Source organism: Microbulbifer pacificus (assembly GCF_033723955.1).
GTDB classification, from domain to species: Bacteria; Pseudomonadota; Gammaproteobacteria; order Pseudomonadales; family Cellvibrionaceae; genus Microbulbifer; species Microbulbifer pacificus.
The window spans coordinates 1030834-1053562 of record NZ_CP137555.1; the positions used below are offsets into that span (position 1 = coordinate 1030834).

Here is a 22729-nt window from a genome sequence, read left to right on the forward strand (position 1 = left end):
GGAAATACTCCTATCTTCGCCCCGGTTTCGGCCGGGGCTTTTTTCGTTTAGTGATGTGGCAAAAAAACGTAAAAAAACATAAGGAAATCTCCATGAAATATTTTTCTTCCCTTCGCACCCGGCACCTCGCCACAGCGATCGGTGCACTCGTACTCGCCAGTTGCGGCGCCAGCGACGACGGCAGCGAACAGATCACTGCCGTACCCTCGGCGGCAATGACGGTCGCAGAAAAAGGCAGCAAGATATTTTTTGACGATTTCTCTTATCAATCGCTGGAGGAGATGGGGAAAAACCAGTGGAAGGCCCGCAGTGAAACCGGTCACCCAGGTGTCACCGGTGCGCGCTGGTCGGGCGATGGCATCAGCTTTCTGGCGGATACGGAAAACCCGCACAACACCCTGCTGCGCATGACCTCATCTACCGATGGCAGTGGTGAGAACTCCCAGCACACCCAGTTCTGCCACCAGCGTAAATATCTCGCCGGCACCTACGCCGCGCGGGTTTTCTTCCGCGACGAACCGACCTCCGGTCCGGATGGTGACCAGATTATCGAGACTTTCTACACCATCAGTCCGCTGAAAGCCGACATGGACCCGGGCTACAGCGAGATGGATTTTGAATATCTCGCCAACGGCGGTTGGGGCGAACCGGACAACGCCCTGTTTGCCACCAGTTGGGAAACCTTCAAACTCAATCCGTTTGAAAAAGACAATGAGTACACCACCAAGCCCGGCAGCTTCGCCGGCTGGCACACCCTGGTTCTGCAGGCGGCGGACAATCAACTCCGCTATTTTGTTGACGGGGTACAGTTCGCCGAGCACAGTGAACATGTATTTCCGGAGGAACCCATGTCGATCAACTTCAACCTTTGGTTTACCCAGGAGGGGCTGATCGACTCTGAGGAACCCCGTACCTATCAGCAGGAGGTGGACTGGGTTTACCACATCGCCGACCGGGTACTGAGCACGGAGCAGGTTGAGCAGGAAGTGCAGCGCCTGCGCGCGGCGCAGATTACCTTCACCGACACCGTGCCGGACTGGAGCCCGAAACTGGAGTCTCCCTGCGGCCTCTGATCAATCGCGATCAATACCCCTGTATGCGGGAGCGGTCTACAACCATCCCGCATTTTTATAAATACAAAATTGACTCATTTATAAGTAGTAATCATGGTCAGTAAAAAACAACGACTCGCGTCAGTAGACGCCCTGCGCGGCTTCGACATGTTCTGGATCATCGGTGGTGAGGCACTGTTCCTGCCATTGTTCGCACTCACCGGCTGGTCCATCTTCCACTTCGGCCACGGGCAGATGCAGCACACCCAGTGGCACGGCTTCAGTTTTTACGACCTGATTTTTCCGCTGTTTATTTTCCTCTCCGGCGTCACCCTTGGGCTCGCCAACAAATCCTTGCGCGGCCTGCCACTCGCACAGCGAAGTCCGGTTTATCGCAAGGCAATAAAGCGTCTGTTGTTGCTGATTTTGCTGGGGATTGTCTACAACCACGGCTGGGGCACCGGTATTCCGGCAGATCTCGGTGAAATACGCTACGCAAGTGTGCTGGCGCGTATCGGTTTTGCCTGGTTCTTTGCGGCGATGATCGTGTGGCATTTTGGCGTGCGCACCCAGTACGGCATCGCCGCGGGTATTCTCGCGGCTTACTGGCTTCTTCAGGCCAGCGCCGGCGATTTCACACCGAACGGCTCGGTCAACGCTTGGGTAGACCAGCACTTTTTGCCGGGCATTACCTACCAGAACCGCGCCTACGACCCGGAAGGCCTGCTCTCCACCATCCCTGCCGTCGTTAACGCGCTGTTCGGTGTGTTTGCCGGCCGCTGGCTGGCCAAACACGCGGGCAATCATGTAGCAATTCTCAAGGGCCTGTTTATCGGTGCGGCGATCTGTCTGGTGGCGGGCTTCTTGTGGCACTGGGTGTATCCGGTAAACAAGGAGCTGTGGACAAGTTCGTTTGTACTGATTACCTGCGGCTGCTGTCTGTTGCTGCTAGGTATTTTTTACCTGGTGGTGGATATGTGGCACTGGAAAACCTTCACCTATTTTTTCTCGGTGATCGGCTGCAATGCGATTCTGGTGTACCTCGGCACCAGCCTGGTGAACTGGCAGTACAGCAGTAAGAGTCTGTTTGGCGGGATTGCGGCTGCCCTTTCTGAGCCGGCAGGCGCTCTGGTAATTGCTGTCGGAGTAATTCTGCTTCAGTGGCTGGTGTTGAGGTTTCTATACAAGCGCGGGATTTTTATCAGTCCCTGAAAGTTTTGGAGGTCCTGTGGACCCACTTAGCGGGCTGGTGGCGGCGGAGCACCGAGTAAACGTTTTCGAAACCGCTGTGAATACGTCCCTGTACGCTGCGTCGGCAACATCCCTGTTGCCGACGCTTTCGAAAACGTTTACCCGCCACTCCGCCTTAGCTTCACGTTCAGAGCTTTGATCAAACGATACATTCAAGCTGCAGCTTTTCTTACGAAGCGCAAATTTTTACGCGAAAGCAAAGTACTGGGTACGGGTTTTCAGGAGCGTCGCAAACAGGAAGTTTGCGCCGCAGCGCCCAGGGATGGGTTCACAGCGGTCCTGAAAACCCGTACCCAGTGCTTTGCCGCCACCGAACCAGCTTAAGAAAGATTAATACCTACGAAGTGCAGGAGTTTCCAAGCCAACGTTGCACCGCGACAACGATCGGCTGATTCGCATCCGGAAATTCATAGTCGGTGAGATCAGAAACGGAAACCCAGGCTAATGCCTGCCCTTCAATACCCCGCGCCTCACCAGAAAACTCCGTCACGCACCAGGTATCAAGAAACACCTGCTTTTCACCGTAGTCATGGCGCACCTCGATGAGTTTCTCCATCGCCAGCACGCCAATATCCAGCTCCTCGTGCAACTCCCGCGCCATCGCCTGCTGGATCGACTCACCGTCTTCCACCTTGCCACCGGGAAACTCCCAGCGCCCGCCCATATGCAAATGATCCGGGCGTTTGGCCAGCAGGATACGCCCGTCGCCGCCGATGATCACACCCACCGCGACGTGCACACACTTCTTCGGCCCCGACTCCGCCATCAGGTGCGGTACTCCGCATTGATGGTGACGTAATCGTGGGAGAAATCGCAGGTCCAGATGTGCTCGGATACATCACCGCGCTGCAGGTCCACAGTAATGGTGAAGTCAGACTGCTGGAACACCTTCTTGCCCTGCTCCTCGGTGTAGCCTTCCGCACGGCCGCCGGCGTCCACAATCTGCACATCGTCCAGGAACACGTTGACCTTGCCGGTATCCAGGTTATCCACACCCGCATTGCCGATCGCCATGATCAGGCGGCCCCAGTTGGGGTCGGAGGCGTACATGGCGGTTTTCACCAGCGGTGACTCGCCGATTTCAAACGCCACCCGCAGCGCCTCCTCGGAGCTTGCGGCGTTGTTCACCTGCACGGTGACAAACTTGGTTGCGCCCTCACCGTCGCGGACGATGGCCTGGGCCAGTTCGATGTGCACCTCCACGATGGCCGCCTTCAGGTGCGCGTAGGCATCGCTGTGGGTATCTGCGATCACTTCGCCGGTGGCGCCACTGGCGATCAGTACGCAGGCATCGTTGGTGGAGGTATCGCCATCGATACTGATGCGGTTGAAGGATTGTCCGACCGCGTCTTTCACCAGCTGATCCAGCATCGGCTGCGGAATGGCCGCATCGGTGGCCACATAGGCCAGCATCGTGGCCATGTTCGGCTGGATCATGCCGGCGCCCTTGGCAATGCCCACGACGGAAATCGTTGCGCCGGCAATTTCCACGGTGCGGCTCGCGGTTTTCGGGCGGGTGTCGGTGGTCATGATGGCGCGCGAGGCCATCTCCCAGCCGTCGGCGCGCAGACCGCTGGCGGCCGCCGGCAGCGCGTCGAGAATTTTCTGTACCGGCAAATGCTCGCCGATCACACCTGTACTGAACGGCAGCACCTGCGCGGCGTCGATACCTAGCACCGCGGCCAAACCTTCACAGCACTGCTGCGCGTTCTGCAGGCCGCGCTCGCCGGTGGCGGCGTTGGCATTGCCGGCGTTGATCAGCAGCGCGCGGATATTGCCGCGGCGGATATGCTCTTTCGCCACCAGTACCGGCGCCGCACAGAAGGCGTTCTTGGTGAAGGTCGCGGAGACGCTGGCGCCCTCGGCAATTTCGATCAACAGAACGTCGTCGCGCTGCCAGTTTTTGATTTTGGCGGGGACGGCGGAAAGACGGACACCGGGAATCTGCGGAAGTGGCTGCGCCATGGTCATTGGCCTTATGAATTGAACAATCGGGGCGGAATTATATAAACGGGATACGCCAAACAAAAAGGCCCGCGGAATTCTCCGCGGGCCTTTTTGGATGAAAAAGAACTTCTGAAAACGCTACGAGCGGGTGGCTGGTGGTGGCCGCCGGCGCGCAGCAACCGGAGCGTACTTGTAGTACGTGAGGATTGTGAGCACCGCCGGACGCCGCCAGGCGCCCGCGCAGTAGTTTTCAGGTAGTGGAAGAAGTCAGCTTGCCGTGGCACTGCTTGTACTTCTTGCCGGAACCGCAGGGACAAGGGTCATTGCGTCCCACGCGCGGGCCGCGACGCGCCGGCTCGGCTTCGGTGGATTCCTCTGCCTGCGGCATGGCCGAGGCCTGGGCGTGTTGCAGCTCCAGCTGCTGGCGGTGTTGGGACTCCAGGCGGCGCTGCTCCATCTCTTCCATCTGCTCGCGGGTCATTGGCTCCACATGGGCCAGTACCCGCACCACTTCGTGCTTGAGACTGTCGAGCAGCCCCTGGAACAGGTGGAAGGACTCGCGCTTGAACTCCTGCTTGGGGTTCTTGTTGGCATAGGCGCGCAGGCCGATACCGGCACGCAGGTGATCCATGCTGGCGAGGTGATCCTTCCACAGCTGGTCCAGTACCTGCAGCATGACCTGGCGCTCGATGGTGGGCATCAGGTTGGCATCGCCGGTGCTTTCCGCAATGCGCGCCAGCTTCCGCTGGTACGCCTGCTCGGCCTCGGCGACGATTTTCTCACGCAGACTCTCTTCGTGCAGGGTGCGGTCTTCGTCCAGCCACTGCTTCACCGGCAGTTGCAGGCCCAATTCGGATGCCAGCTGCTGTTCCAGCGCGGGAATATCCCACTGCTCTTCCACACTCTGCGGCGGCATGTGCGTAGTGATCAGGTCGTTTACCACATCCTCACGGATGGCGGTGATGGTATCGCTGATGGTGTCCGCTTCCAGCAGCTCGTTGCGCTGCGAGTAGATGACCTGGCGCTGATCGTTGGCGACATCGTCGTATTCCAGCAGCTGTTTGCGGATATCGAAGTTGCGGCCTTCTACCCTACGCTGCGCCTTTTCAATGGCATTGGAAACCATGCGATGCTCGATGGCTTCGCCGCGCTCCATACCCAGCATCTGCATGAAGTTCTTCACCCGGTCGGAGGCGAAGATGCGCATCAGGTTGTCTTCAAGCGACAGGTAGAAACGGGTCATACCCGGGTCGCCCTGGCGACCGGCGCGCCCGCGCAGCTGGTTGTCGATACGGCGGGATTCGTGGCGCTCGGTACCGATGATGTGCAGGCCGCCGGCTTCAATGACCATCTCGTGGCGCTTCTGCCAATCGGCCTTGATCGCGGTAATCTCTTCCGCGGTGGCCTCGCGACCTTCACGCTGCTGGAGGTCTTCCACATCCGCTTCCCAGTTGCCGCCGAGCACGATGTCGGTACCACGGCCGGCCATGTTGGTGGCGATGGTGACGGTGCCCGGACGCCCGGCCTGGGCAATGATATGGGCCTCGCGCTCGTGGTACTTGGCGTTCAGAACCTGGTGCTCGATCTTGGCCTTTTGCAGCAAGCGCGACATTTCCTCGGACGTTTCAATGGACGCGGTGCCCACCAGGATCGGCGCGTTTTTCTCGCGGCAGTACTTGATGTCCTCGATGATCGCTTCGAGCTTTTCTTCCTTGGTCAGATACACCAGGTCGTTGAGGTCCTGGCGCTGTTTTTCGCGGTTGGTGGGAATAACCACCACGTCGAGGCCGTAGATCTGGTGGAATTCGAAGGCCTCGGTATCCGCGGTACCGGTCATACCGGACAGCTTCGGATAGAAACGGAACAGGTTCTGGAATGTGGTGGAAGCCAGGGTCTGGCTTTCGCTCTGGATCTGTACGCTTTCCTTCGCCTCCAGCGCCTGGTGCAGGCCCTCGGAGAGACGGCGGCCGGGCATGGTGCGGCCGGTGTGTTCGTCGATCAGCACCACCTGGCCGTTCTGGACGATGTAATCCACATCCTTGTTGAACAGCACATGGGCGCGCAGTGCAGCGTTGACGTGGTGCATCAAACCCAGATTGCCCGGTGCGTAGAGGGACTCGCCCTCCCGCAGCAGGCCATTGCGCACCAGCAGGTCTTCGATCAGCTGGTGGCCGTCTTCAGACATTTCTACCTGGCGGGTCTTCTCGTCCACGGTGTAGTGGCCTTCGCCACCCTCTTCCGCGCGCTGCAGCTGCGGGACCAGCTTGTTCATCGCCATGTAAAGGTGGGAGGAATCTTCCGCCTGACCAGAAATGATGAGGGGCGTGCGCGCTTCGTCGATCAGGATTGAGTCCACCTCGTCGACGATGGCGAAATTCTGCGGGCGCTGCACCCGGTCTTCCTTGCGCAGCACCATGTTGTCGCGCAGGTAGTCGAAACCGAACTCGTTGTTGGTGCCGTAGGTGATGTCCGATTCGTAGGCCGCTCGCTTCTCCAGCGGGTGCTGCTGGGACACCACGATACCCACACTGAGGCCGAGGAACTCGTACACCGGACGCATCCAGTTGGCGTCGCGGCTGGCGAGGTAATCGTTCACGGTAACGATGTGGACACCCTTGCCTTCCAGCGCATTCAGGTAGGCCGGCAGGGTCGCAACCAGGGTTTTACCCTCACCGGTTCGCATCTCCGCAATGCGGCCCTCGTGCAGGGTCATGCCGCCAATAAACTGCACATCAAAGTGGCGCATTCCCAGGGTACGGGAGCTGGCCTCGCGCACAGCGGCAAAGGCCTCTGGCAGTATCTGATCCAGCGTTTCGCCCTGTTGCAGGCGCTGCTTGAACTCGTCGGTCTTGGCTTTCAGCGCGGCATCATCGAGTGCCTTGTATTCTTCTTCCAGCGCGTTGATTTTCGCCACTGCCTTGCGCATGCGCTTGAGTTCGCGGTCATTTTTTGAGCCAAAGACCGTCTTTATCAGTTTGCCAATCATTATTCAGAAACCACATTAAAGCTGAGTGTGCCCGCGTTCCCAGCGCTTTGGGGCCCGCGTGAAAGGGTGCAAGTAAACAGGAAGGCGCCAGGCGCCGCAACCGAATAGGGAACTGCGGGCGCCAATGCAGGATTACAAGTCTCCTGCCGCGCAATCATAGAGGATAGTTGTTATCTACCGGTGCGGCGGATATAGGTGGCGGGGTCTACCGGGCGGTTGTCTTTGTAGACTTCGAAGTGGACGTGCGGGCCGGTGGAGCGGCCACTGGAGCCCATCTGGGCAATTATCTGGCCTTTTTTGACCACATCGCCCAGTTTGACCTTGATTTCGCTGTTGTGACCGTAGCGGGTTTTATAGCCATTGCCGTGGTTGATTTCCACCAGCTGGCCGTAGCCACTGCGGTCTTCTGCCCAGGTCACTACACCGGCCGCGACCGAGACCACATCCGAGCCGCTCTTGCCGGCGAAGTCCACACCCTTGTGCCAGGAACGGCGACCACTGAAGGGATCTGTGCGATAGCCGTAGCGGGAAGACATCCAGCCACGGGAAATTGGGCGGCCGGCGATGAACTGCTCGTCCTGCAGCTGGCGGCTGGCCAGCAGGGTGTCGAGGGTGGAGAGCTGCATCTGGCGGTCTTCGATCTGATCCGACAGCTCGCTGATCGCCGCGATAAATTCCGGCGGCTGATAGGGCATGTCACTAGCACCGGCGATACCCGGATCTTCCGGTCCGCCAACCGCAGGTGTACTACCGAACTGGAATTCACCCTCGTCCAGCTTGGCCAGGGTGGTAAGACGCTCACCGAGCGCATCGAGACGGGTAAGGCGCGCCTGCATTTCCGCCAGTTTGACGGTCAGCGCGGTAAGCTGTTCGCGGGCCTGACGGTCCGCTTCAGTGATCTCTTCCTGCTGTTTGCGCAGGGCCTTGTTCCAGGCCTTTACCGCGCGGGAATCGAAAACATCGGACTCCGCCGCGGGCAGATTTGCACCAACCCAAAGCGCTCCGACAGGCAGGCCAAGCAGGCAGAGGCTGAGCAGGGCTTTGCTCAGTCCACCAAAATTGAAGCTGCGGGAGATGCCTCCGCGCTCACTGACCAGAATTACTTTCATATCAGGCGTGCTAGATCTGCGACATTTTGTTGTTGTATTGCTTGCTCACCGGAGGCAGACACGGACTTGCCCTGCACGGTGTCGGGACTGTCGCATCCTGCTGCGCCCCAGGCCATCCCACTGGCCGGATGCCGCCAATGTAACAGCAATTGGCAACACAAAAAGTTTACAAACGCACAAATCCACACAGGGTCCAAACTGCGCGGCAGGTACGCAAAGCGGTTACGTAAGTTGATTACGTAAAAAAGCCGGTATTTGGGTACCGGCTTTACGAGTAGTTACACTGCCAGGATCGGCTTGACGTAAGAGATCGGCGCCTCTTGTTCGTCTTCGAAAGTCACCATTTCCCAGGCATCTTCCTGCGCCATCAGGGTGCGCAGGGACTTGTTGTTCAGTGCGTGGCCGGACTTGAAGGCCTTGAACTCGCCAATGACGCTGGTACCCAGCAGGTACAGGTCGCCGATGGCGTCGAGAATCTTGTGTTTGACGAACTCGTCTTCGTAACGCAGACCGCCCTCGTTGAGAATACGGTACTGATCGATCACGATCGCGTTGTCCACGCTGCCACCCTGCACCAAGCCCTTGGAGCGCAGGTACTCGATTTCATGCATGAAACCGAAGGTGCGCGCGCGGCTCACTTCCTTCACGAAGGAGGTGCTGGAAAAATCCACCGAGGACGTCAGATTGCGACCCTGGAATACCGGGTGGTCGAAATCGATGGTGAAGGACACCTTGAAGCCATTGAACGGCAGGAAGCTGGCAACCTTGTCGCCCTCTTCCACGGTCACCGGCTTCTTGATCCGCAGGAATTTCTTCGGAGCCGCTTGCTCCTGAATGCCTGCAGACTGAATAAGGAACACGAATGGGCCGGCACTGCCGTCCATGATTGGAACTTCCTGGGCGGACAGTTCGACAATCGCATTGTCGATACCCAGACCCGCCATGGCGGACAGCAGGTGCTCAACGGTGGCGATGCGCACGTCGCCCTTCACCAGGGTGGTGGAAAGCAGAGTGTCGCCCACGTTTTCGGCACGCGCTTCAATCTCAACTACCGGGTCGAGGTCAACCCGACGGAAGACGATACCGCTGTTGACCGGCGCCGGCTTCAGGGTCAGAACGACCTTCTTACCGGTGTGCAGACCAACGCCAGTGGCTCGAATGGCATTTTTGAGAGTGCGCTGTTTGATCATCTATATCCAGGTTCCCAAGTCGGTAGGCTGCGCACGTGTCGCAGCGAGCCGGCGATAATAACAGAAAATAAACGCCAAAACTACAGATACCGCTTTAGTCATATCCGGGTTTCAGGCAAGGCCCATCGTTCAATGAATAGGCCTCTGACTTTTCAAGCATAGCCTAGCGCGAAGACTGCAACGCCAAACCAGCGCACAGGACCGTCACATATTGTACGCTCTTACCAGTTCCACGACGGTAAACAAGTGTTAACCCCCGCCGAAAAACCTCCCAGTCACCGAATATTTTCCACAATTTCCCTGAATTAAGCCTGAACACTGAGCGTCCCTGCCCGCATAACCTCTTCCTGACCCTGCGGCACCGATCACCTCGGCGAACGGTACCGCACCCGAAAAGGGGGCGGAGGCCCGGCCTCACGGCCGGGCGAAGACATGAGCAGATGTTCCGCCCCGCTCCCCGGGGCGGATCAGTCGGCCTGACGGCGCAGGAATGCAGGAATATCCAGGTATTCCATATCCTGATCCGGGTTCAGCGGCGGCATGGAGCGCGGCTTGCGCTCGCTGTCCATACGGCCTCCACGCAGATCCTGCTGAACCTCGCGGGTCGGTTCCGCGCTGGCCACCGGGCGTACGCTTTCACGGGGCTCCGGACGGCGAGCACTGGTGTTATCCACAACCTTGGTCGGGCGTGCCACCTGTGCGGTTGCCTCACCGAGACCGGCGGCCACGACGGTTACACGCATCTCGTCGCCCAGCTTGTCGTCCACTGCAGTACCGATAACCACGGTAGCATCGTCAGAGGCAATCTCCTGTACGATCTGGCCAACTTCGGAGTATTCACCCAAGGTCAGTTCCTGACACCCGCCCTCTTCACTGCCGGTGATGATATTTACCAGGATGCCGCGGGCGCCCTGCAGGTTGACGTTGTCCAGCAGCGGGCTGCGCACGGCTTTCTCTGCGGCTTCGCGCGCGCGGTTCTCACCCACGGCGGCGCCGGAGCCCATCATCGCCATACCCATCTCGGACATGACTGTGCGCACATCGGCGAAGTCCACGTTCATGATTCCGGGGCGAATCATCAGGTCGGCGATACCCTGTACCGCCCCCAACAGCACGTTGTCCGCTTCCTTGTAAGCGGCCTTCATGGTGATCTTGTTGCCGAGTACTTCCAGCAGGCGATCGTTGGGGATGGTGATCAGGGAATCCACCTTGTCGCGCAGCTCGAGGATCCCCTCTTCCGCCACGGTCGCACGCTTGCGGCCCTCAATCATGAACGGACGGGTAACCACCGCAACAGTGAGGATACCCAGATCCTTGGCGATTTCCGCCACGATCGGTGCACCGCCGGTTCCGGTACCACCACCCATACCGGCGGTGATAAACACCATATCCGCACCGGTCAGCACCTCAGCGATGCGCTCGCGGTCTTCCAGCGCGGACTGGCGACCCACTTCCGGATTGGCGCCGGCACCCAGGCCGCGGGTAATGGTGTTACCCAACTGCAGAATGGTGTGAGCCTGCACATCTTTCAGCGCCTGCGCATCGGTGTTGGCACAGATGAAATCCACACCGTCGACATCGCACGCGATCATGTGCTTGACGGCATTACCGCCACCGCCACCAACACCGATCACTTTAATGACAGGCTTGTCCTGTACGCTATCTACGAGTTCGAACATTGCTGTTCCCCTTTTTTGCTCATGTCTAAATTTAATTATCGATCCCGGTAATTATTTTCCGGCTCAGAGATTGCCTCTGAACCAGTGTTTGACCTTGTCCCACCACTGGTTTTCGTTGCGCTGCACGCTGCGCGGGCGACTGCGTTTGTTTTCTTCCGATTTCAGCGCGTACATCAGCAGACCGACGCCGGTGGAATAAATCGGATTGCTAACGATATCCGTCAGGCCTGCAATGCCCTGGGGTACCGCGAGGCGCACCGGCATGTGGAAAATTTCCTCCGCCAGTTCCACCGCCCCTTCCATTTTTGAAGAGCCGCCAGTGAGCACGATGCCCGCCGCGCACAGATCTTCAAAACCACTGCGGCGCAGTTCCGCCTGGACCAGTGTAAACAGTTCGTCGTAGCGGGGTTCCACCACTTCTGCCAGCGCCTGACGGGAGAGATCCCGCGGTGCACGGTCGCCCACGCTCGGCACCTTGATGGTTTCCCCTTCGCGCGCCAGCTTTGCCAACGCACACGCGTATTTGATTTTCAGCTCTTCTGCATGCGGCGTCGGTGTACGCAGCGCCATGGCAATGTCGTTGGTGACCTGGTCGCCGGCGATAGGGATGACGCCGGTATGGCGGATCGAACCGCCGGTAAACACCGCGATATCAGTGGTGCCGCCACCGATATCCACCATGCACACACCCAGCTCTTTTTCATCGTCGGTCAACACCGCATAACTGGAAGCCAGCTGCTCGAGGATGATGTCTTCTACTTCCAGCCCACAGCGTCGGATGCACTTCTCGATGTTCTGTGCCGCGTTCACCGCACCACTAACCAGATGCACTTTGGCTTCCAGGCGCACGCCGGACATACCCAGCGGCTCCTTCACACCCTCCTGACTGTCAATCAGGTACTCCTGCGGCAGGGTGTGCAGGATTTTCTGGTCAGCGGGAATCGCCACCGCGCGCGCCGCATCGATTACCCGGTCCAGATCCTGCTGGGTCACTTCGCGATCCTTGATCGCCACAATTCCGTGACTGTTCAAACTGCGGATATGACTGCCGGCGATGCCCGCATACACAGAGTGAATCTCACAGCCCGCCATCAGCTCCGCTTCCTCGACCGCGCGCTGGATCGACTGCACCGTGGATTCGATATTCACCACCACGCCCCGTTTCATACCGGTGGAGCGATGAGAGCCGATACCGACGATATTCAGATCGCCATTTGCGGCCAACTCACCGACAATCGCCACGACCTTGGATGTACCGATATCCAGACCGACGATCATGCGTGGTTCAGTTGATTGTGTCATTGAATTTTCAACCTCGCTGGGCAGTCACGCCGACCCACATGTGACATGTCGGATCAGGGGAGCACCCACCTTTTTATCTGCCTGTTTTGTTGTCAGTTATCTGTTTTGTCTTTTTCTTTCCACTGCACCGCAACTGCATTGTTATAGCGGGTATCCACCCCCGCGATTTTCTGCAGATGCGGCGCCAGTACGCCGCGGGTCAGACGCAGGAAACGGCCCACCCGCTCCAGCAGTTCGTCATGTCCCAGTTGCAAGCGGATACCGCTTACCAACTCCAGTTGCCAGCCCGACAGGTCGTCAAATGACAGGCGGCGTACTTCCATATCCTTGGTGGTCAACAGCCCGGCCAGCGCTTGGTACTGGGCCATGATCCGCTCCACCAGCTCCGCGTCGCCGGCGAGTTCCGGCAAGCGCAGATCCGTTAAATTTTCCGGTCGCGGCAACAGTTCACCGTTCGCGATCAACAAGCGGTCGCCGCCCCAGATGGCGAGAGGCTCCGCCTCATCCACCACCACATCCACACCGTTCGGCCAACGGCGGCTCACCGAGGCATTAACGATCCACGGATTGCTCATCAGTGCCGCACGCATACCGTCGATATCCAGGGAGAAGAAACCGCGCCTCAGATAAGGCAGCAGAATTTCTTCCACCTCCCGTTCGGTCACCGCGCGAAACGGCGCTTTGACCCGCACATCTTCCAGCGCATCCACCCGGCTCAATTCCGCCGTCGGCACCTGTTGCCAGAGCCAGCGCGCGCCGTAACCGATACCCGCGGCCACTGCCAGTAACAACACACTCAACAGCACCACACGCAGCGGTCGCACAGGCGGCTCCGCATTCGGGTCCGGCAGTGCACGGGCACCACGCAGTGCCCGTTTACCCTTTGCCTGTTTCTGTCGCTGCGTCGAGGTCTCTCTGGCCACAATCTTATTTCTGTGCAGTTACTGTCCGGAGCCGGCTTTATCGCCCAGCTGTGCTTCCGCCAGTTGTTGCGCCAGCCCTCCAACATTGCCGGCACCCTGGGTCAGCACGATGTCACCAGGCTCCAGCAGGTCCGTGAGAATCGGCGGAACCTCTTCCACTTTTTCCACAAAAATCGGATCAATCTGACCGCGATTGCGAATACTGCGTGCCAGCGTACGGCCATCCGCACCGGGGATTACCGCTTCGCCCGCGCTATATACATCCAGCAATACCAGTTTGTCGACCTGCGAAAGCACCTGGACAAAATCCTCGAACAGATCGCGTGTGCGCGTGTAGCGATGGGGCTGGTATACCATCACCAGGCGACGCTCCGGCCAACCGTCGCGCACGGTTTTGATGGTTGCAGCCACTTCCCGCGGGTGATGGCCGTAGTCGTCCACCAGCATGACCTTTTCCGCGGCGGCATCCTCGCTTACCGGATACTCTCCGTAAATCTGGAAACGGCGACCGACGCCCTGGAAACCTTTCAATCCCTCGCAGATTGCCGCATCGCTGATCCCTTCTTCCGTGGCCACCGCAATCGCCGCGGTGGCATTCAGCACATTGTGAGTGCCAGGCACGTTGACGCAAACATCCAGGGTGCTGCCATCTGGACGGTGCACAGTAAAGAAACTGCGCAGGGGTTCCTGGCGCACTCCGCTGATGCGGAAGTCGTTGCCTTCGTCAAAACCGTATGTGGTCACCGGGCGCGCCAGTTTCGGGATGACCGACTGCACATTGGCATCGTCGCCACAGACCACCGCCAGACCGTAAAACGGCAGGTTCTGGATAAAGTCGATAAAGATCTGCTTTACCTTTTCAAAATCGCCACCGTAGGTTTCCATGTGGTCGGCGTCGATATTGGTCACAACCGTGACCATCGGTTGCAGATGCAGGAAAGAGGCATCGCTCTCGTCCGCTTCCGCGATAAGGTAACGCCCCGCGCCCAGCGCAGCATTGGCGCCCGCACTGTTCACCAGACCACCGATCACGAATGTCGGATCCTTGTCATCGGCGGCAAAAATTGACGCGATGAGGCTGGTGGTCGTGGTCTTGCCGTGGGTGCCCGCTACCGCAATGCCATAGCGGTAGCGCATCAGCTCGCCGAGCATTTCCGCGCGGCGCACGACCGGAATACGTTTTTCCCGCGCTGCGGTCAGCTCCGGGTTATCGCCATAAATCGCGGAGGAGTTCACCACCACATCCACATCATTGATGTTCTCGGCACTGTGACCGATCAGCACCTTGATACCGAGGCCGCGCAGGCGCTCGGTGACCTTGCTCTCGCGCAGGTCTGAGCCGGAAACCTCATACCCCTGATTCTGCAGGACTTCGGCAATACCACTCATACCCGCGCCGCCGACGCCGATAAAGTGTATCCGGCGGATGCGGCGCATGGCCGGTACCTGATAATTGCTCGCGCCGCCGTCACTCATACTTTTTCCAACACTCGTTTGATTCTGATTTTCGCGAGACATTTCAACACCCCATCTCTTCGCGACATACCGCCAACACGCGGTCGGTGGCATCAGGCCGGGCGACGCCGCGCGCGGCCTCCGCCATGGCCAATAATTTTTCCGGAGCGGCGAACAGCTCCTCGAGCAATGCCGCCAGCTGATCCGCGTCCAGCGCGTCCTGCTGGATTACGGTTGCCGCGCCGGCCTGCTGCAGCCATTCGCCATTTTTTGTCTGGTGATCGTCGATGGCGAACGGGAACGGCACCATGATGGCCCCCACACCCGCCGCCGCAATTTCCGAGACCGTGAGGGCGCCGGAGCGGCAGATCACCAAATCCGCCTGGCCGTAGGCCGCGGCCATATCCGCAATAAACGGCACAACTTCGGCGTCCACCCCTGCGCGCTCATAGGCTTCCTTCGCCACATCCAAGTGGCGCTGGCCCGCCTGGTGCAACACCTGCGGTCTCCTGGACTCATCCATTTTCGCCAGCGCCTGCGGCACCAGCTCGTTGATGGCCACGGCGCCGAGGCTGCCACCCAGTACCAGCAGCCGCAGCGGCCGCTGTTTGCCGACCCGTTCAACGGGCGCAGGCAGCGCGGCAATTTCCGCACGCACCGGATTTCCCACCAGCTGTGCAGAAGGCAATCCACTGGGGAAAGCCTCCAGCACCCGGCTGGCAATCTTCGCCAGCAGACGATTGGTAGTACCAGCCACCGCATTCTGTTCGTGAATAATCAGCGGAACGCCGCTGAGTCGTGCCGCCACGCCACCGGGACCTGTGGCAAAGCCACCGAAACCCAGTACTGCATCCGGCTGTACTGCCTTCACCACACTGCGCGCCTGCCAGATAGCGCGGCTGATCTGCAGCGGCGCCTTCAACAGGGCTGCTGAACCCTTGCCACGCACACCTTCCACGGTAATGAAGTGCAGTGGAATATCAGCCGCTGGAATCAGCTGTGATTCGATACCGCGCATGGTACCCAGCCATTCCACGGCGGCGCCCTGCGCCTGCAGCGCTTTCGCCACCGCGAGCGCCGGGAATACGTGACCACCGGTACCGCCGGCCATCACCAGAAATTTCTTGCCCGCGAAAGGCGTGGCGTTTGTGGATTGCTCCATCACGCAGCCTCCCCGGTTTTTCTGTCGCCCAGTTGCAGCGGATTGAAAATCGGCAACTGGCGGATTTTGGCGAGGCTGTCTTCCCCCGACTCCGCCTCGCTGTTCAGTTCATTCTGTGCACGCCAGGCGAGCGCGAACAGCGCAAAACACACCACCAGACTGGAGCCGCCGGAACTGACGAACGGCAGGGTCAGTCCCTTGGTGGGCAGCAGACCAGATGCCACACCCATGTTCACAAACGCCTGACCGGCGAACAGCACGGCAATGCCGAACACCAGCAGTGCAGTAAAAAATGCCTGTTTTGCCAGGGCCTTGCGCACCAGTCGCAGCAGCGACCAGGTCAGCGCAGCGTACAGGCCGATCACCACCACTCCGCCGAACATACCCCACTCTTCGGCCAGGATCGCAAACACGAAATCGGTGTGCGCCTCCGGCAGGTAAAACAACTTCTGCACACTATTGCCGAGACCAACCCCAAACCACTCACCACGCCCAAAGGCAATCAGCGACTGGGTCAGCTGGTACCCGCCGGCAAACTGCTCGCCCCAGGGGTCGAGAAATGTGGTCAAACGCTGCAGTCGGTAGGGACTGACCAGCGCCATCGCCACCAGGCCGCAGGCGGCGACGCCCACCAGCATAAACGTGTGCGGCAGACGCGCGCCGGCGAGAAAAACCATCGCCAGAGCGGTACCGGAAATCACAACCACCGAACCGAAATCCGGCTCCAGCAACAACAGCAGCGCCACAATGCCCAGTACGGAAATGGGGATCATGAAACTGCTCCAGTGCCGCAGTTTTTCATTGCGCCGGGTCAGGAAGCTCGCGAAAAACACCAGACAGCAGAACTTGGCGATCTCCGCCGGCTGAATGGTGATCGACCCCAGCGCAATCCAGCGCATACTGCCATTCACCGAGCGCCCGACACCGGGAATCAGTACCGCCAGCAACATACCCAACGCAAAAAACAGCAGCGTCCAGGACAGGTTGGACCAGGTGGCGAGCGAAATACGACTCACCAGCAGCGCACCGAATACGCCAGCGGCGAGAAACACCAGGTGGCGCTTGAGAAAATACCAGGGGTCGTTATACACATCCGCGGCAAACGCGATCGATGCGGATGCCACCATCACCACACCAATACTCGCCAGCGCCAGTACACAGAACGGGAGTACCCAGGCAAATTCATCTATCGGCTCGTTAGCCGCCTGCTTCAGTTCCGCTTTACTCATTCATCCCTCCCGCGCACTGCGCGCCGCTGGAGGACTGCACCAGTTCAGCGACTTCGCGCCGAAACACTTCACCGCGGTGCTCGAAGTTGCGGAACATATCAAAGCTGGCACAGGCGGGAGACAGCAGTACATAGTCGCCGTCACAGGCCAGCGCCTTTGCCTTGGCGATGGCATCACGCATATCAGTAGCCCCCTCCTGCGCCACCAGTGCGCCAAACGCCGCGGCGATTTTGGGGCCGTCGACACCGATGGTGACCAGACCGCGCAACACGCCGGCGGCCTCCGCCAGAGGTGAAAAATCCGCGCCCTTGCCGTCGCCACCTGCGATCAGCACGATCTTGCGTTCACCATCCGCCAGGCCATCCAGTGCCGCGCGGGTAGCGCCCACATTGGTGCCCTTGGAGTCATTTACAAAAGTAACCCCATCGAGATCTGCCACCCGCTCGCAGCGGTGCGCGAGACCGGCGAAGCTGCGCAGCACCTGCAGCATCGGCGCCATGGGCAGCCCCACCGCATTGCCGAGCGCCAGCGCCGCCAGCGCGTTGGCCACGTTATGGCTGCCCACCATAGCCATTTCGCTCGCGGGCATCAGCTTCTCGTGCCCCTGGGCCAACCACTGCTGGCCGTTTTCGGTGATCACCCCAAACTGTTTCAGATCCGGGCGATCCAGACCGAAACTCCACTCGCGACGGTCGCGGGACAGCGGGCCGCGGGTGAGCGAATCCGCACGGTTGATCACCATCTGGTGCGCGTGGCGGTAGACCCGCTGCTTGGCGCGGTGATATGCACCCAGATCCGGGTAGCGGTCCATATGGTCCGCGCTGATATTCAGGATCGTGGCCACTTCCGGTGCCAGCGAGTAGGTGGTTTCAAGCTGGAAGCTGGAAAGTTCCAACACGAACAGTTGCGGCAGCTCTGCACCCGGCGCGACAAAATCCAGTACCGGCACACCGATATTGCCGCCCACCCTGACGCTTACACCGGCAGCCTCAGCCATCAGCCCCACCACGGTGGTGACGGTGGTCTTACCGTTGGAGCCGGTAATGGCGATGACCTTGGGCGCGGGCTCAGCGTTTACCAGCGCGCGCGCGAACAGTTCGATATCACCCACTACCGGGATACCTGCGGCCACCGCCGCAGCAATCGCGGGCTCTGCCACACCGATACCGGGACTCGCGATGATCTCGCTCGCTGCCAGCAGGGTTTCCGGATTCAGCGGGCCGCACTCTACGGATACTTGCGGGAATTCCTTGCGGAAGGCCTCCAGTGCCGGCGGCGTATCGCGGCTGTCCACCACAACCGGAGAGAAACCCTGGCTCAGCAGAAAGCGCACCACCGACTGCCCGGTAGCGCCCATTCCGATCACCACTTTTTTCTCTGAGGTTGCGATGAGGTTCATTCGTTCTTTTCTGTTCTTTAACTATCTATTTCTATTTCTTCTTAGCGAATCTTCAGGGTCGCCAGGCCAGCCAGCACCAGGACCACGGTAATGATCCAGAAGCGCACAATCACCCGCGGCTCCGGCCAGCCTTTCAGTTCAAAATGGTGGTGCAGTGGCGCCATACGGAAAATACGTTTGCCCGTCAGTTTGAATGATGCCACTTGCAGGATTACGGACACGGTTTCCATCACGAACACCCCGCCCATGATGAACAGCACGATTTCGTGACGGGTGATCACCGCGATAATGCCCAGTGCCGCACCCAGCGCCAGTGCACCCACATCCCCCATAAATACCTGCGCGGGATAGGTGTTGAACCACAGGAACCCGAGCCCGGCCCCACCCAGGGCGGCACAGAACACCGCCAGCTCGCCGGCACCGGAAATGGACGGAATATGCAAGTAGGTAGCGAACTCCACATGTCCCACCAGATAGGCGATCACGCCGAGCGCACCGCCGACCATGACAGACGGCATGATGGCGAGACCGTCTAGGCCATCAGTAAGGTTGACGGCGTTACTGGAGCCCACCACCACGAAATAAGTCAGCAGAATGAAGGAAACCGGTCCCAGATTGATCGCCACATCCTTGAAGAAAGGCACGAACAATTGGGTCTCTGCCGGCGAAGTGGCCGTCATAAAGAGGTAAATCGCCGCACCAAGGCCGGCGACCGACTGCCAGAAATATTTCCAGCGTGCGATCAGGCCACGAGAGTTTTTCTCCACCACTTTCTTGTAGTCGTCCACGAAACCCACGGCGCCGAACACGAAAGTTACCAGCAGAGTCACCCACACCAGCCGGTTACTGAGATCGGACCACAGCAGCGACGAGGAAAAGATCGCGGCGAGAATCAGCGTACCACCCATAGTGGGTGTACCTGATTTACTCAGATGGGATTGGGGGCCATCGTCGCGCACCGCCTGTCCCACCTGCAGCCGATTGAGCCAGGTGATCATGCGCGGGCCTACCAGCAGGGAAATACCCAGCGCCGTCAGCGCGCTCAGAATCGCGCGTACGGTAAGGTAGTTGAACAGCGAAAAGCCCTTCACATAGTTCTGTAAGAGTTCAGCCAGCCAAAGCAGCATTTTTTTACCTTTTAATGATTCCCGTTGGTGAGTGCCTGCACTACCAGTTCCATGCGCGCACTGCGGGAACCTTTCACCAGCACAGTGGTGTTTCCATCCAGTTCCGGCGCCAGCGCCTGTATCAGGGCTTCGCGCTCGGAAAAATTCCGTTGTACATGTTGCCGACCAGCGGCAAATTCGATACTCGCGGCGGCACTCAGGGTGCCGAGGGTAAACAGCTGATCAATACCGCGCTCCCGCGCCAGCTTGCCCATATCGCGGTGGGCCTTATCCGCCTCCGGACCCAGCTCCGCCATATCTCCCAACACCAGAATTTTCTTGCCAGTGCGCTGCGCCAGCAGCTCTATGGCGGCGCTGACAGAACCCGGATTGGCGTTGTAGCTGTCGTCGATCACCACCGCGCCGTCTTTTCCGCTGAGCGACTGCATACGACCGCCGACACCGGCCAGCGCACTGAGGCCCGTGGCAATTTCGACAACCGGCAGACCGGCGGCGTAGGCGCAACCGGCGGCAACCAACGCGTTGTGAACATTGTGTTCACCAAGCAGTTGCAGCTGCACCGGATGGGTCACACCTTCCACCACCAGATCGAAGGACGCACAACCGCGCGCATCGAGTTCAATATTGTCCGCGTGCACCGCGCACTGGTGACCAAAGCCAACTTCCAGCGTGCGCACACCTTCCGGCATTTCGCCGCGCCAGTAGTCCGCGTAGTTGTCGTCCGCGTTCAGTACCGCCACCGCGCCCGGTTCGAGACTGGTGTAGATCTGGCCCTTGGCGGTGGCGATGCCATCGACGGAGCCAAACCCTTCCACATGCGCGGGCATTACGTTGTTGACCGCGGTAATCCCCGGTTTGGCAATGCCACACAGATAACCGATTTCATTCGGACCGCTCGCGCCCATTTCCACGATCAGCACCTGGTGCTGCGGCGCGAGGGAAAACAGGGTCATGGGTACGCCGAAGTGATTGTTCAGGTTGCCGCGGGTGACGCACACGCGGTGATGCTGACCAAAGATCGACGCCAGCATTTCCTTTACCGTGGTTTTGCCACAGGAACCGGTGATGCCGATCACCGGGCCATCAAACTGTTCGCGACACAGACGCCCGATCTGCCCCAGGGCAATCGTGGTGTCCGCCACCAGCCACTGCGGCAGTGATGAATCCACGATGGCCTTTTCGGTAACCACGCCCAGCACCTTGCCGTCGATGTCCGCGAGAAAATCGTGCGCGTCGAAGGTCTCTCCCCGCAGTGCAACAAACAGCGCACCCGCGCCCAGCTTGCGGGTATCGGTACATACGGCATCAAAGGTTACCGAGCCGTTGATCAGCTCGCCGCCGAAACGCTGTTGCAGTTGTTGCAGGGAAATGGGGGCGATCATTGGCGACTGGCCTCCACTTCTCCGGTGGCCCGCCGTGCGAGCGCGGCTGCAGCCTGTTCACGATCGCAGAAATGCAGTTTCTGGCCGGCGATCAGCTGGTAGTCCTCGTGGCCCTTGCCGGCGATCAGCACGGTGTCGCCAGCGGCAGCATGGGTAATCGCATGGCGGATGGCCTCGGCGCGATCCACTTTTACCGTGCAGCCCTCGCCGCTGGCACCGCCGTCGATACCTTCGAGAATGCCGTCGATGATCGACTGCGGATCCTCACTGCGCGGATTGTCGCTGGTGACGACGGTGAAATCTGCAAGTTCCGAAGCAATCCGCCCCATGGGAGCGCGCTTGCCGGTATCGCGATCGCCGCCGCAGCCGAACACACACCAGAGCTTGCCGCGGCAGTAGGGACGCGCCGCTTCCAGAGCCGCGCGCAGTGCATCCGGCGTGTGGGCGTAGTCCACCAGCACGCTGACATCTTCGGCGCCATCTTCACGGATAGAGACCCGCTCCATGCGACCGGGCACCGGCAGGATGTGCGGAAACGCCGCGAGAATATCCGCAAGCGGCATACCCGCAGCGGCCGCCGCAGCGACAACCGCCAGTGCATTGTGAATATTGAAGTCGCCGATCAATGGCGCGTGCAGCTCGCCCTCGCCCCAGGGGGTAATCAGGTGTACCGAGAAGCCGCTGTCGAGGCGCTTCAGGTTGCGTACCTGCACGTCGCCCGCCTGCAGGCCATAGGTAATGACCTTCACTCCGCGCAACTTGCAGCGCTCCACCATCTGCGCGCCAAAGGGATCGTCGATATTGATGATGCCGCGCTTCAGTTTCGGCAGTCCGAAGAGCTTTTCCTTGGCAGCACCGTAGGCGGCCATGTTGCCGTGGTAATCCAGATGATCGCGGGTGAGGTTGGTAAATACTGCGGTATCGAATACCAGTCCGTGCACCCGTCCCTGCGACAGGGAATGGGACGAAACCTCCATCGCCGCCGCGCGTGCGCCCTGCGCGTAGAACGCGGCGTAATCCGCCTGCAGGCGCACGGGATCGGGCGTGGTCAGCCCGGTTTCTTCCAGGCTGATTGTTCCGTCTTTCCACACCCCATTGCCGATGGTGCCCATCACCGCGGCGCTGCCGAAATGGCGCGCCAGCAGTTGCGAGGTCAGGAAAGCACAGGTGGACTTACCATTGGTACCGGTCACACCCACCAGATACATGGACTCGGTCGGGTGGCCGTAAAAACGCGCGGCGATTTCGCCCACCCGCGCGGCGAGACCAGGCACGGTAATTACCTGAACGCCGTTGCGTTCTTCGCTGCCGAGAGTTTCCCCATCGGCCAGCACTGCGGCGGCGCCCCGTGCGATGGCGGCATCGATGTACTGGCGGCCGTCCACCTGGGTGCCGCGCAGCGCCATAAATACGTCGCCGGTTTTGACCTGGCGGCTGTCCAGGGCCACACCGGTGACCTGAATATCGGGTATGCCCGCGTACCCCGGTACCAGGGCGGACAGGGTGGCGGTGCGATCTTGCATTGGGTTGCGCTGG

Annotated in this window: 17 protein-coding genes; 2 read left to right on the top strand and 15 right to left on the bottom strand. The window is 59.7% G+C overall.

Annotated features, from left to right (window positions below; genetic code table 11):
* Window positions 1–92: 92 nt before the first annotated feature.
* Window positions 93–1073 carry a glycoside hydrolase family 16 protein gene (locus R5R33_RS04660; protein ID WP_318954883.1) on the top strand — a complete coding sequence of 327 codons (981 nt, stop codon included), beginning with the start codon at window positions 93–95 and terminating at the stop codon, window positions 1071–1073.
* A gap of 93 nt (window positions 1074–1166) precedes the next feature.
* Window positions 1167–2264, top strand: a complete 1098-nt coding sequence (gene nagX / locus R5R33_RS04665; RefSeq protein ID WP_318954884.1) for a transmembrane glucosamine N-acetyltransferase NagX — start codon at window positions 1167–1169, stop codon at window positions 2262–2264.
* 376 nt (window positions 2265–2640) lie between these two features.
* Here nagX and mutT read toward each other — a convergent pair whose 3' ends face one another.
* The 15 genes from mutT to R5R33_RS04740 all read right to left on the bottom strand — a co-directional run bounded on the left by mutT (window position 2641) and on the right by R5R33_RS04740 (window position 22716).
* Window positions 2641–3069 (bottom strand): 8-oxo-dGTP diphosphatase MutT, encoded by a 429-nt coding sequence (gene mutT, locus R5R33_RS04670; RefSeq protein ID WP_318954885.1) that lies wholly within the window; start codon window positions 3067–3069, stop codon window positions 2641–2643.
* The gene (argJ, locus tag R5R33_RS04675) at window positions 3069–4268 is read right to left on the bottom strand and encodes a bifunctional glutamate N-acetyltransferase/amino-acid acetyltransferase ArgJ (protein WP_318954886.1); all 1200 of its coding nucleotides are present in this window, start codon (window positions 4266–4268) and stop codon (window positions 3069–3071) included. Before argJ ends, mutT begins: the two co-directional genes overlap by 1 nt.
* A gap of 232 nt (window positions 4269–4500) precedes the next feature.
* Entirely contained in the window at window positions 4501–7236 is a 2736-nt protein-coding gene (gene secA / locus R5R33_RS04680) for a preprotein translocase subunit SecA (RefSeq protein ID WP_318954887.1), read from the bottom strand.
* Window positions 7237–7406: 170 nt separating this feature from the next.
* Window positions 7407–8345 carry a M23 family metallopeptidase gene (locus R5R33_RS04685; protein ID WP_318954888.1) on the bottom strand — a complete coding sequence of 313 codons (939 nt, stop codon included), beginning with the start codon at window positions 8343–8345 and terminating at the stop codon, window positions 7407–7409.
* Between the two features lie 278 nt (window positions 8346–8623).
* On the bottom strand, window positions 8624–9535 hold the full coding sequence (lpxC, locus tag R5R33_RS04690; protein ID WP_318954889.1) for a UDP-3-O-acyl-N-acetylglucosamine deacetylase: 912 nt from the start codon (window positions 9533–9535) through the stop codon (window positions 8624–8626).
* Window positions 9536–10002: 467 nt separating this feature from the next.
* The gene (gene ftsZ, locus R5R33_RS04695; RefSeq protein WP_318954890.1) at window positions 10003–11214 is read right to left on the bottom strand and encodes a cell division protein FtsZ; all 1212 of its coding nucleotides are present in this window, start codon (window positions 11212–11214) and stop codon (window positions 10003–10005) included.
* 63 nt (window positions 11215–11277) lie between these two features.
* Entirely contained in the window at window positions 11278–12516 is a 1239-nt protein-coding gene (gene ftsA, locus R5R33_RS04700) for a cell division protein FtsA (protein WP_318954891.1), read from the bottom strand.
* A 92-nt stretch (window positions 12517–12608) separates the two neighbouring features.
* The gene (locus R5R33_RS04705; protein WP_318954892.1) at window positions 12609–13439 is read right to left on the bottom strand and encodes a cell division protein FtsQ/DivIB; all 831 of its coding nucleotides are present in this window, start codon (window positions 13437–13439) and stop codon (window positions 12609–12611) included.
* 18 nt (window positions 13440–13457) lie between these two features.
* Window positions 13458–14915, bottom strand: coding sequence for a UDP-N-acetylmuramate--L-alanine ligase (murC, locus tag R5R33_RS04710; RefSeq protein WP_318954893.1), 1458 nt, complete (start codon window positions 14913–14915; stop codon window positions 13458–13460).
* 43 nt (window positions 14916–14958) lie between these two features.
* Window positions 14959–16056 (bottom strand): undecaprenyldiphospho-muramoylpentapeptide beta-N-acetylglucosaminyltransferase, encoded by a 1098-nt coding sequence (murG, locus tag R5R33_RS04715; protein WP_318954894.1) that lies wholly within the window; start codon window positions 16054–16056, stop codon window positions 14959–14961.
* Entirely contained in the window at window positions 16056–17285 is a 1230-nt protein-coding gene (gene ftsW, locus R5R33_RS04720) for a putative lipid II flippase FtsW (RefSeq protein WP_318954895.1), read from the bottom strand. The genes murG and ftsW overlap by 1 nt, the downstream gene beginning before the upstream one ends.
* Complete coding sequence (gene murD / locus R5R33_RS04725) at window positions 17278–18684, bottom strand: UDP-N-acetylmuramoyl-L-alanine--D-glutamate ligase (protein ID WP_318954896.1); 1407 nt, start codon at window positions 18682–18684, stop codon at window positions 17278–17280. The genes ftsW and murD overlap by 8 nt, the downstream gene beginning before the upstream one ends.
* Window positions 18685–18725: 41 nt before the next feature.
* Window positions 18726–19811: a phospho-N-acetylmuramoyl-pentapeptide-transferase gene (gene mraY / locus R5R33_RS04730; protein WP_318954897.1), complete on the bottom strand. Its 1086-nt coding sequence runs from the start codon at window positions 19809–19811 to the stop codon at window positions 18726–18728.
* An 11-nt stretch (window positions 19812–19822) separates the two neighbouring features.
* Entirely contained in the window at window positions 19823–21193 is a 1371-nt protein-coding gene (locus tag R5R33_RS04735) for a UDP-N-acetylmuramoyl-tripeptide--D-alanyl-D-alanine ligase (protein ID WP_318954898.1), read from the bottom strand.
* The gene (locus tag R5R33_RS04740) at window positions 21190–22716 is read right to left on the bottom strand and encodes a UDP-N-acetylmuramoyl-L-alanyl-D-glutamate--2,6-diaminopimelate ligase (RefSeq protein ID WP_318954899.1); all 1527 of its coding nucleotides are present in this window, start codon (window positions 22714–22716) and stop codon (window positions 21190–21192) included. Before R5R33_RS04740 ends, R5R33_RS04735 begins: the two co-directional genes overlap by 4 nt.
* Window positions 22717–22729: the final 13 nt, after the last annotated feature.

Excerpts from the sequence above, each read along its gene's own strand:
- mraY (WP_318954897.1), bottom strand. The coding sequence starts at position 19,811 with ATGCTGCTTTGGCTGGCTGAACTCTTACAGAACTATGTGAAGGGCTTT.
- lpxC (WP_318954889.1), bottom strand. The coding sequence starts at position 9,535 with ATGATCAAACAGCGCACTCTCAAAAATGCCATTCGAGCCACTGGCGTT.
- murG (WP_318954894.1), bottom strand. The coding sequence starts at position 16,056 with ATGGAGCAATCCACAAACGCCACGCCTTTCGCGGGCAAGAAATTTCTG.
- R5R33_RS04735 (WP_318954898.1), bottom strand. The coding sequence starts at position 21,193 with ATGATCGCCCCCATTTCCCTGCAACAACTGCAACAGCGTTTCGGCGGC.
- ftsZ (WP_318954890.1), bottom strand. The coding sequence starts at position 11,214 with ATGTTCGAACTCGTAGATAGCGTACAGGACAAGCCTGTCATTAAAGTG.
- R5R33_RS04660 (WP_318954883.1), top strand. The coding sequence starts at position 93 with ATGAAATATTTTTCTTCCCTTCGCACCCGGCACCTCGCCACAGCGATC.
- argJ (WP_318954886.1), bottom strand. The coding sequence starts at position 4,268 with ATGGCGCAGCCACTTCCGCAGATTCCCGGTGTCCGTCTTTCCGCCGTC.
- R5R33_RS04685 (WP_318954888.1), bottom strand. The coding sequence starts at position 8,345 with ATGAAAGTAATTCTGGTCAGTGAGCGCGGAGGCATCTCCCGCAGCTTC.
- murC (WP_318954893.1), bottom strand. The coding sequence starts at position 14,915 with ATGAGTGACGGCGGCGCGAGCAATTATCAGGTACCGGCCATGCGCCGC.
- ftsA (WP_318954891.1), bottom strand. The coding sequence starts at position 12,516 with ATGACACAATCAACTGAACCACGCATGATCGTCGGTCTGGATATCGGT.
- mutT (WP_318954885.1), bottom strand. The coding sequence starts at position 3,069 with ATGGCGGAGTCGGGGCCGAAGAAGTGTGTGCACGTCGCGGTGGGTGTG.
- ftsW (WP_318954895.1), bottom strand. The coding sequence starts at position 17,285 with ATGAGTAAAGCGGAACTGAAGCAGGCGGCTAACGAGCCGATAGATGAA.
- nagX (WP_318954884.1), top strand. The coding sequence starts at position 1,167 with ATGGTCAGTAAAAAACAACGACTCGCGTCAGTAGACGCCCTGCGCGGC.
- murD (WP_318954896.1), bottom strand. The coding sequence starts at position 18,684 with ATGAACCTCATCGCAACCTCAGAGAAAAAAGTGGTGATCGGAATGGGC.
- secA (WP_318954887.1), bottom strand. The coding sequence starts at position 7,236 with ATGATTGGCAAACTGATAAAGACGGTCTTTGGCTCAAAAAATGACCGC.
- R5R33_RS04740 (WP_318954899.1), bottom strand. The coding sequence starts at position 22,716 with ATGCAAGATCGCACCGCCACCCTGTCCGCCCTGGTACCGGGGTACGCG.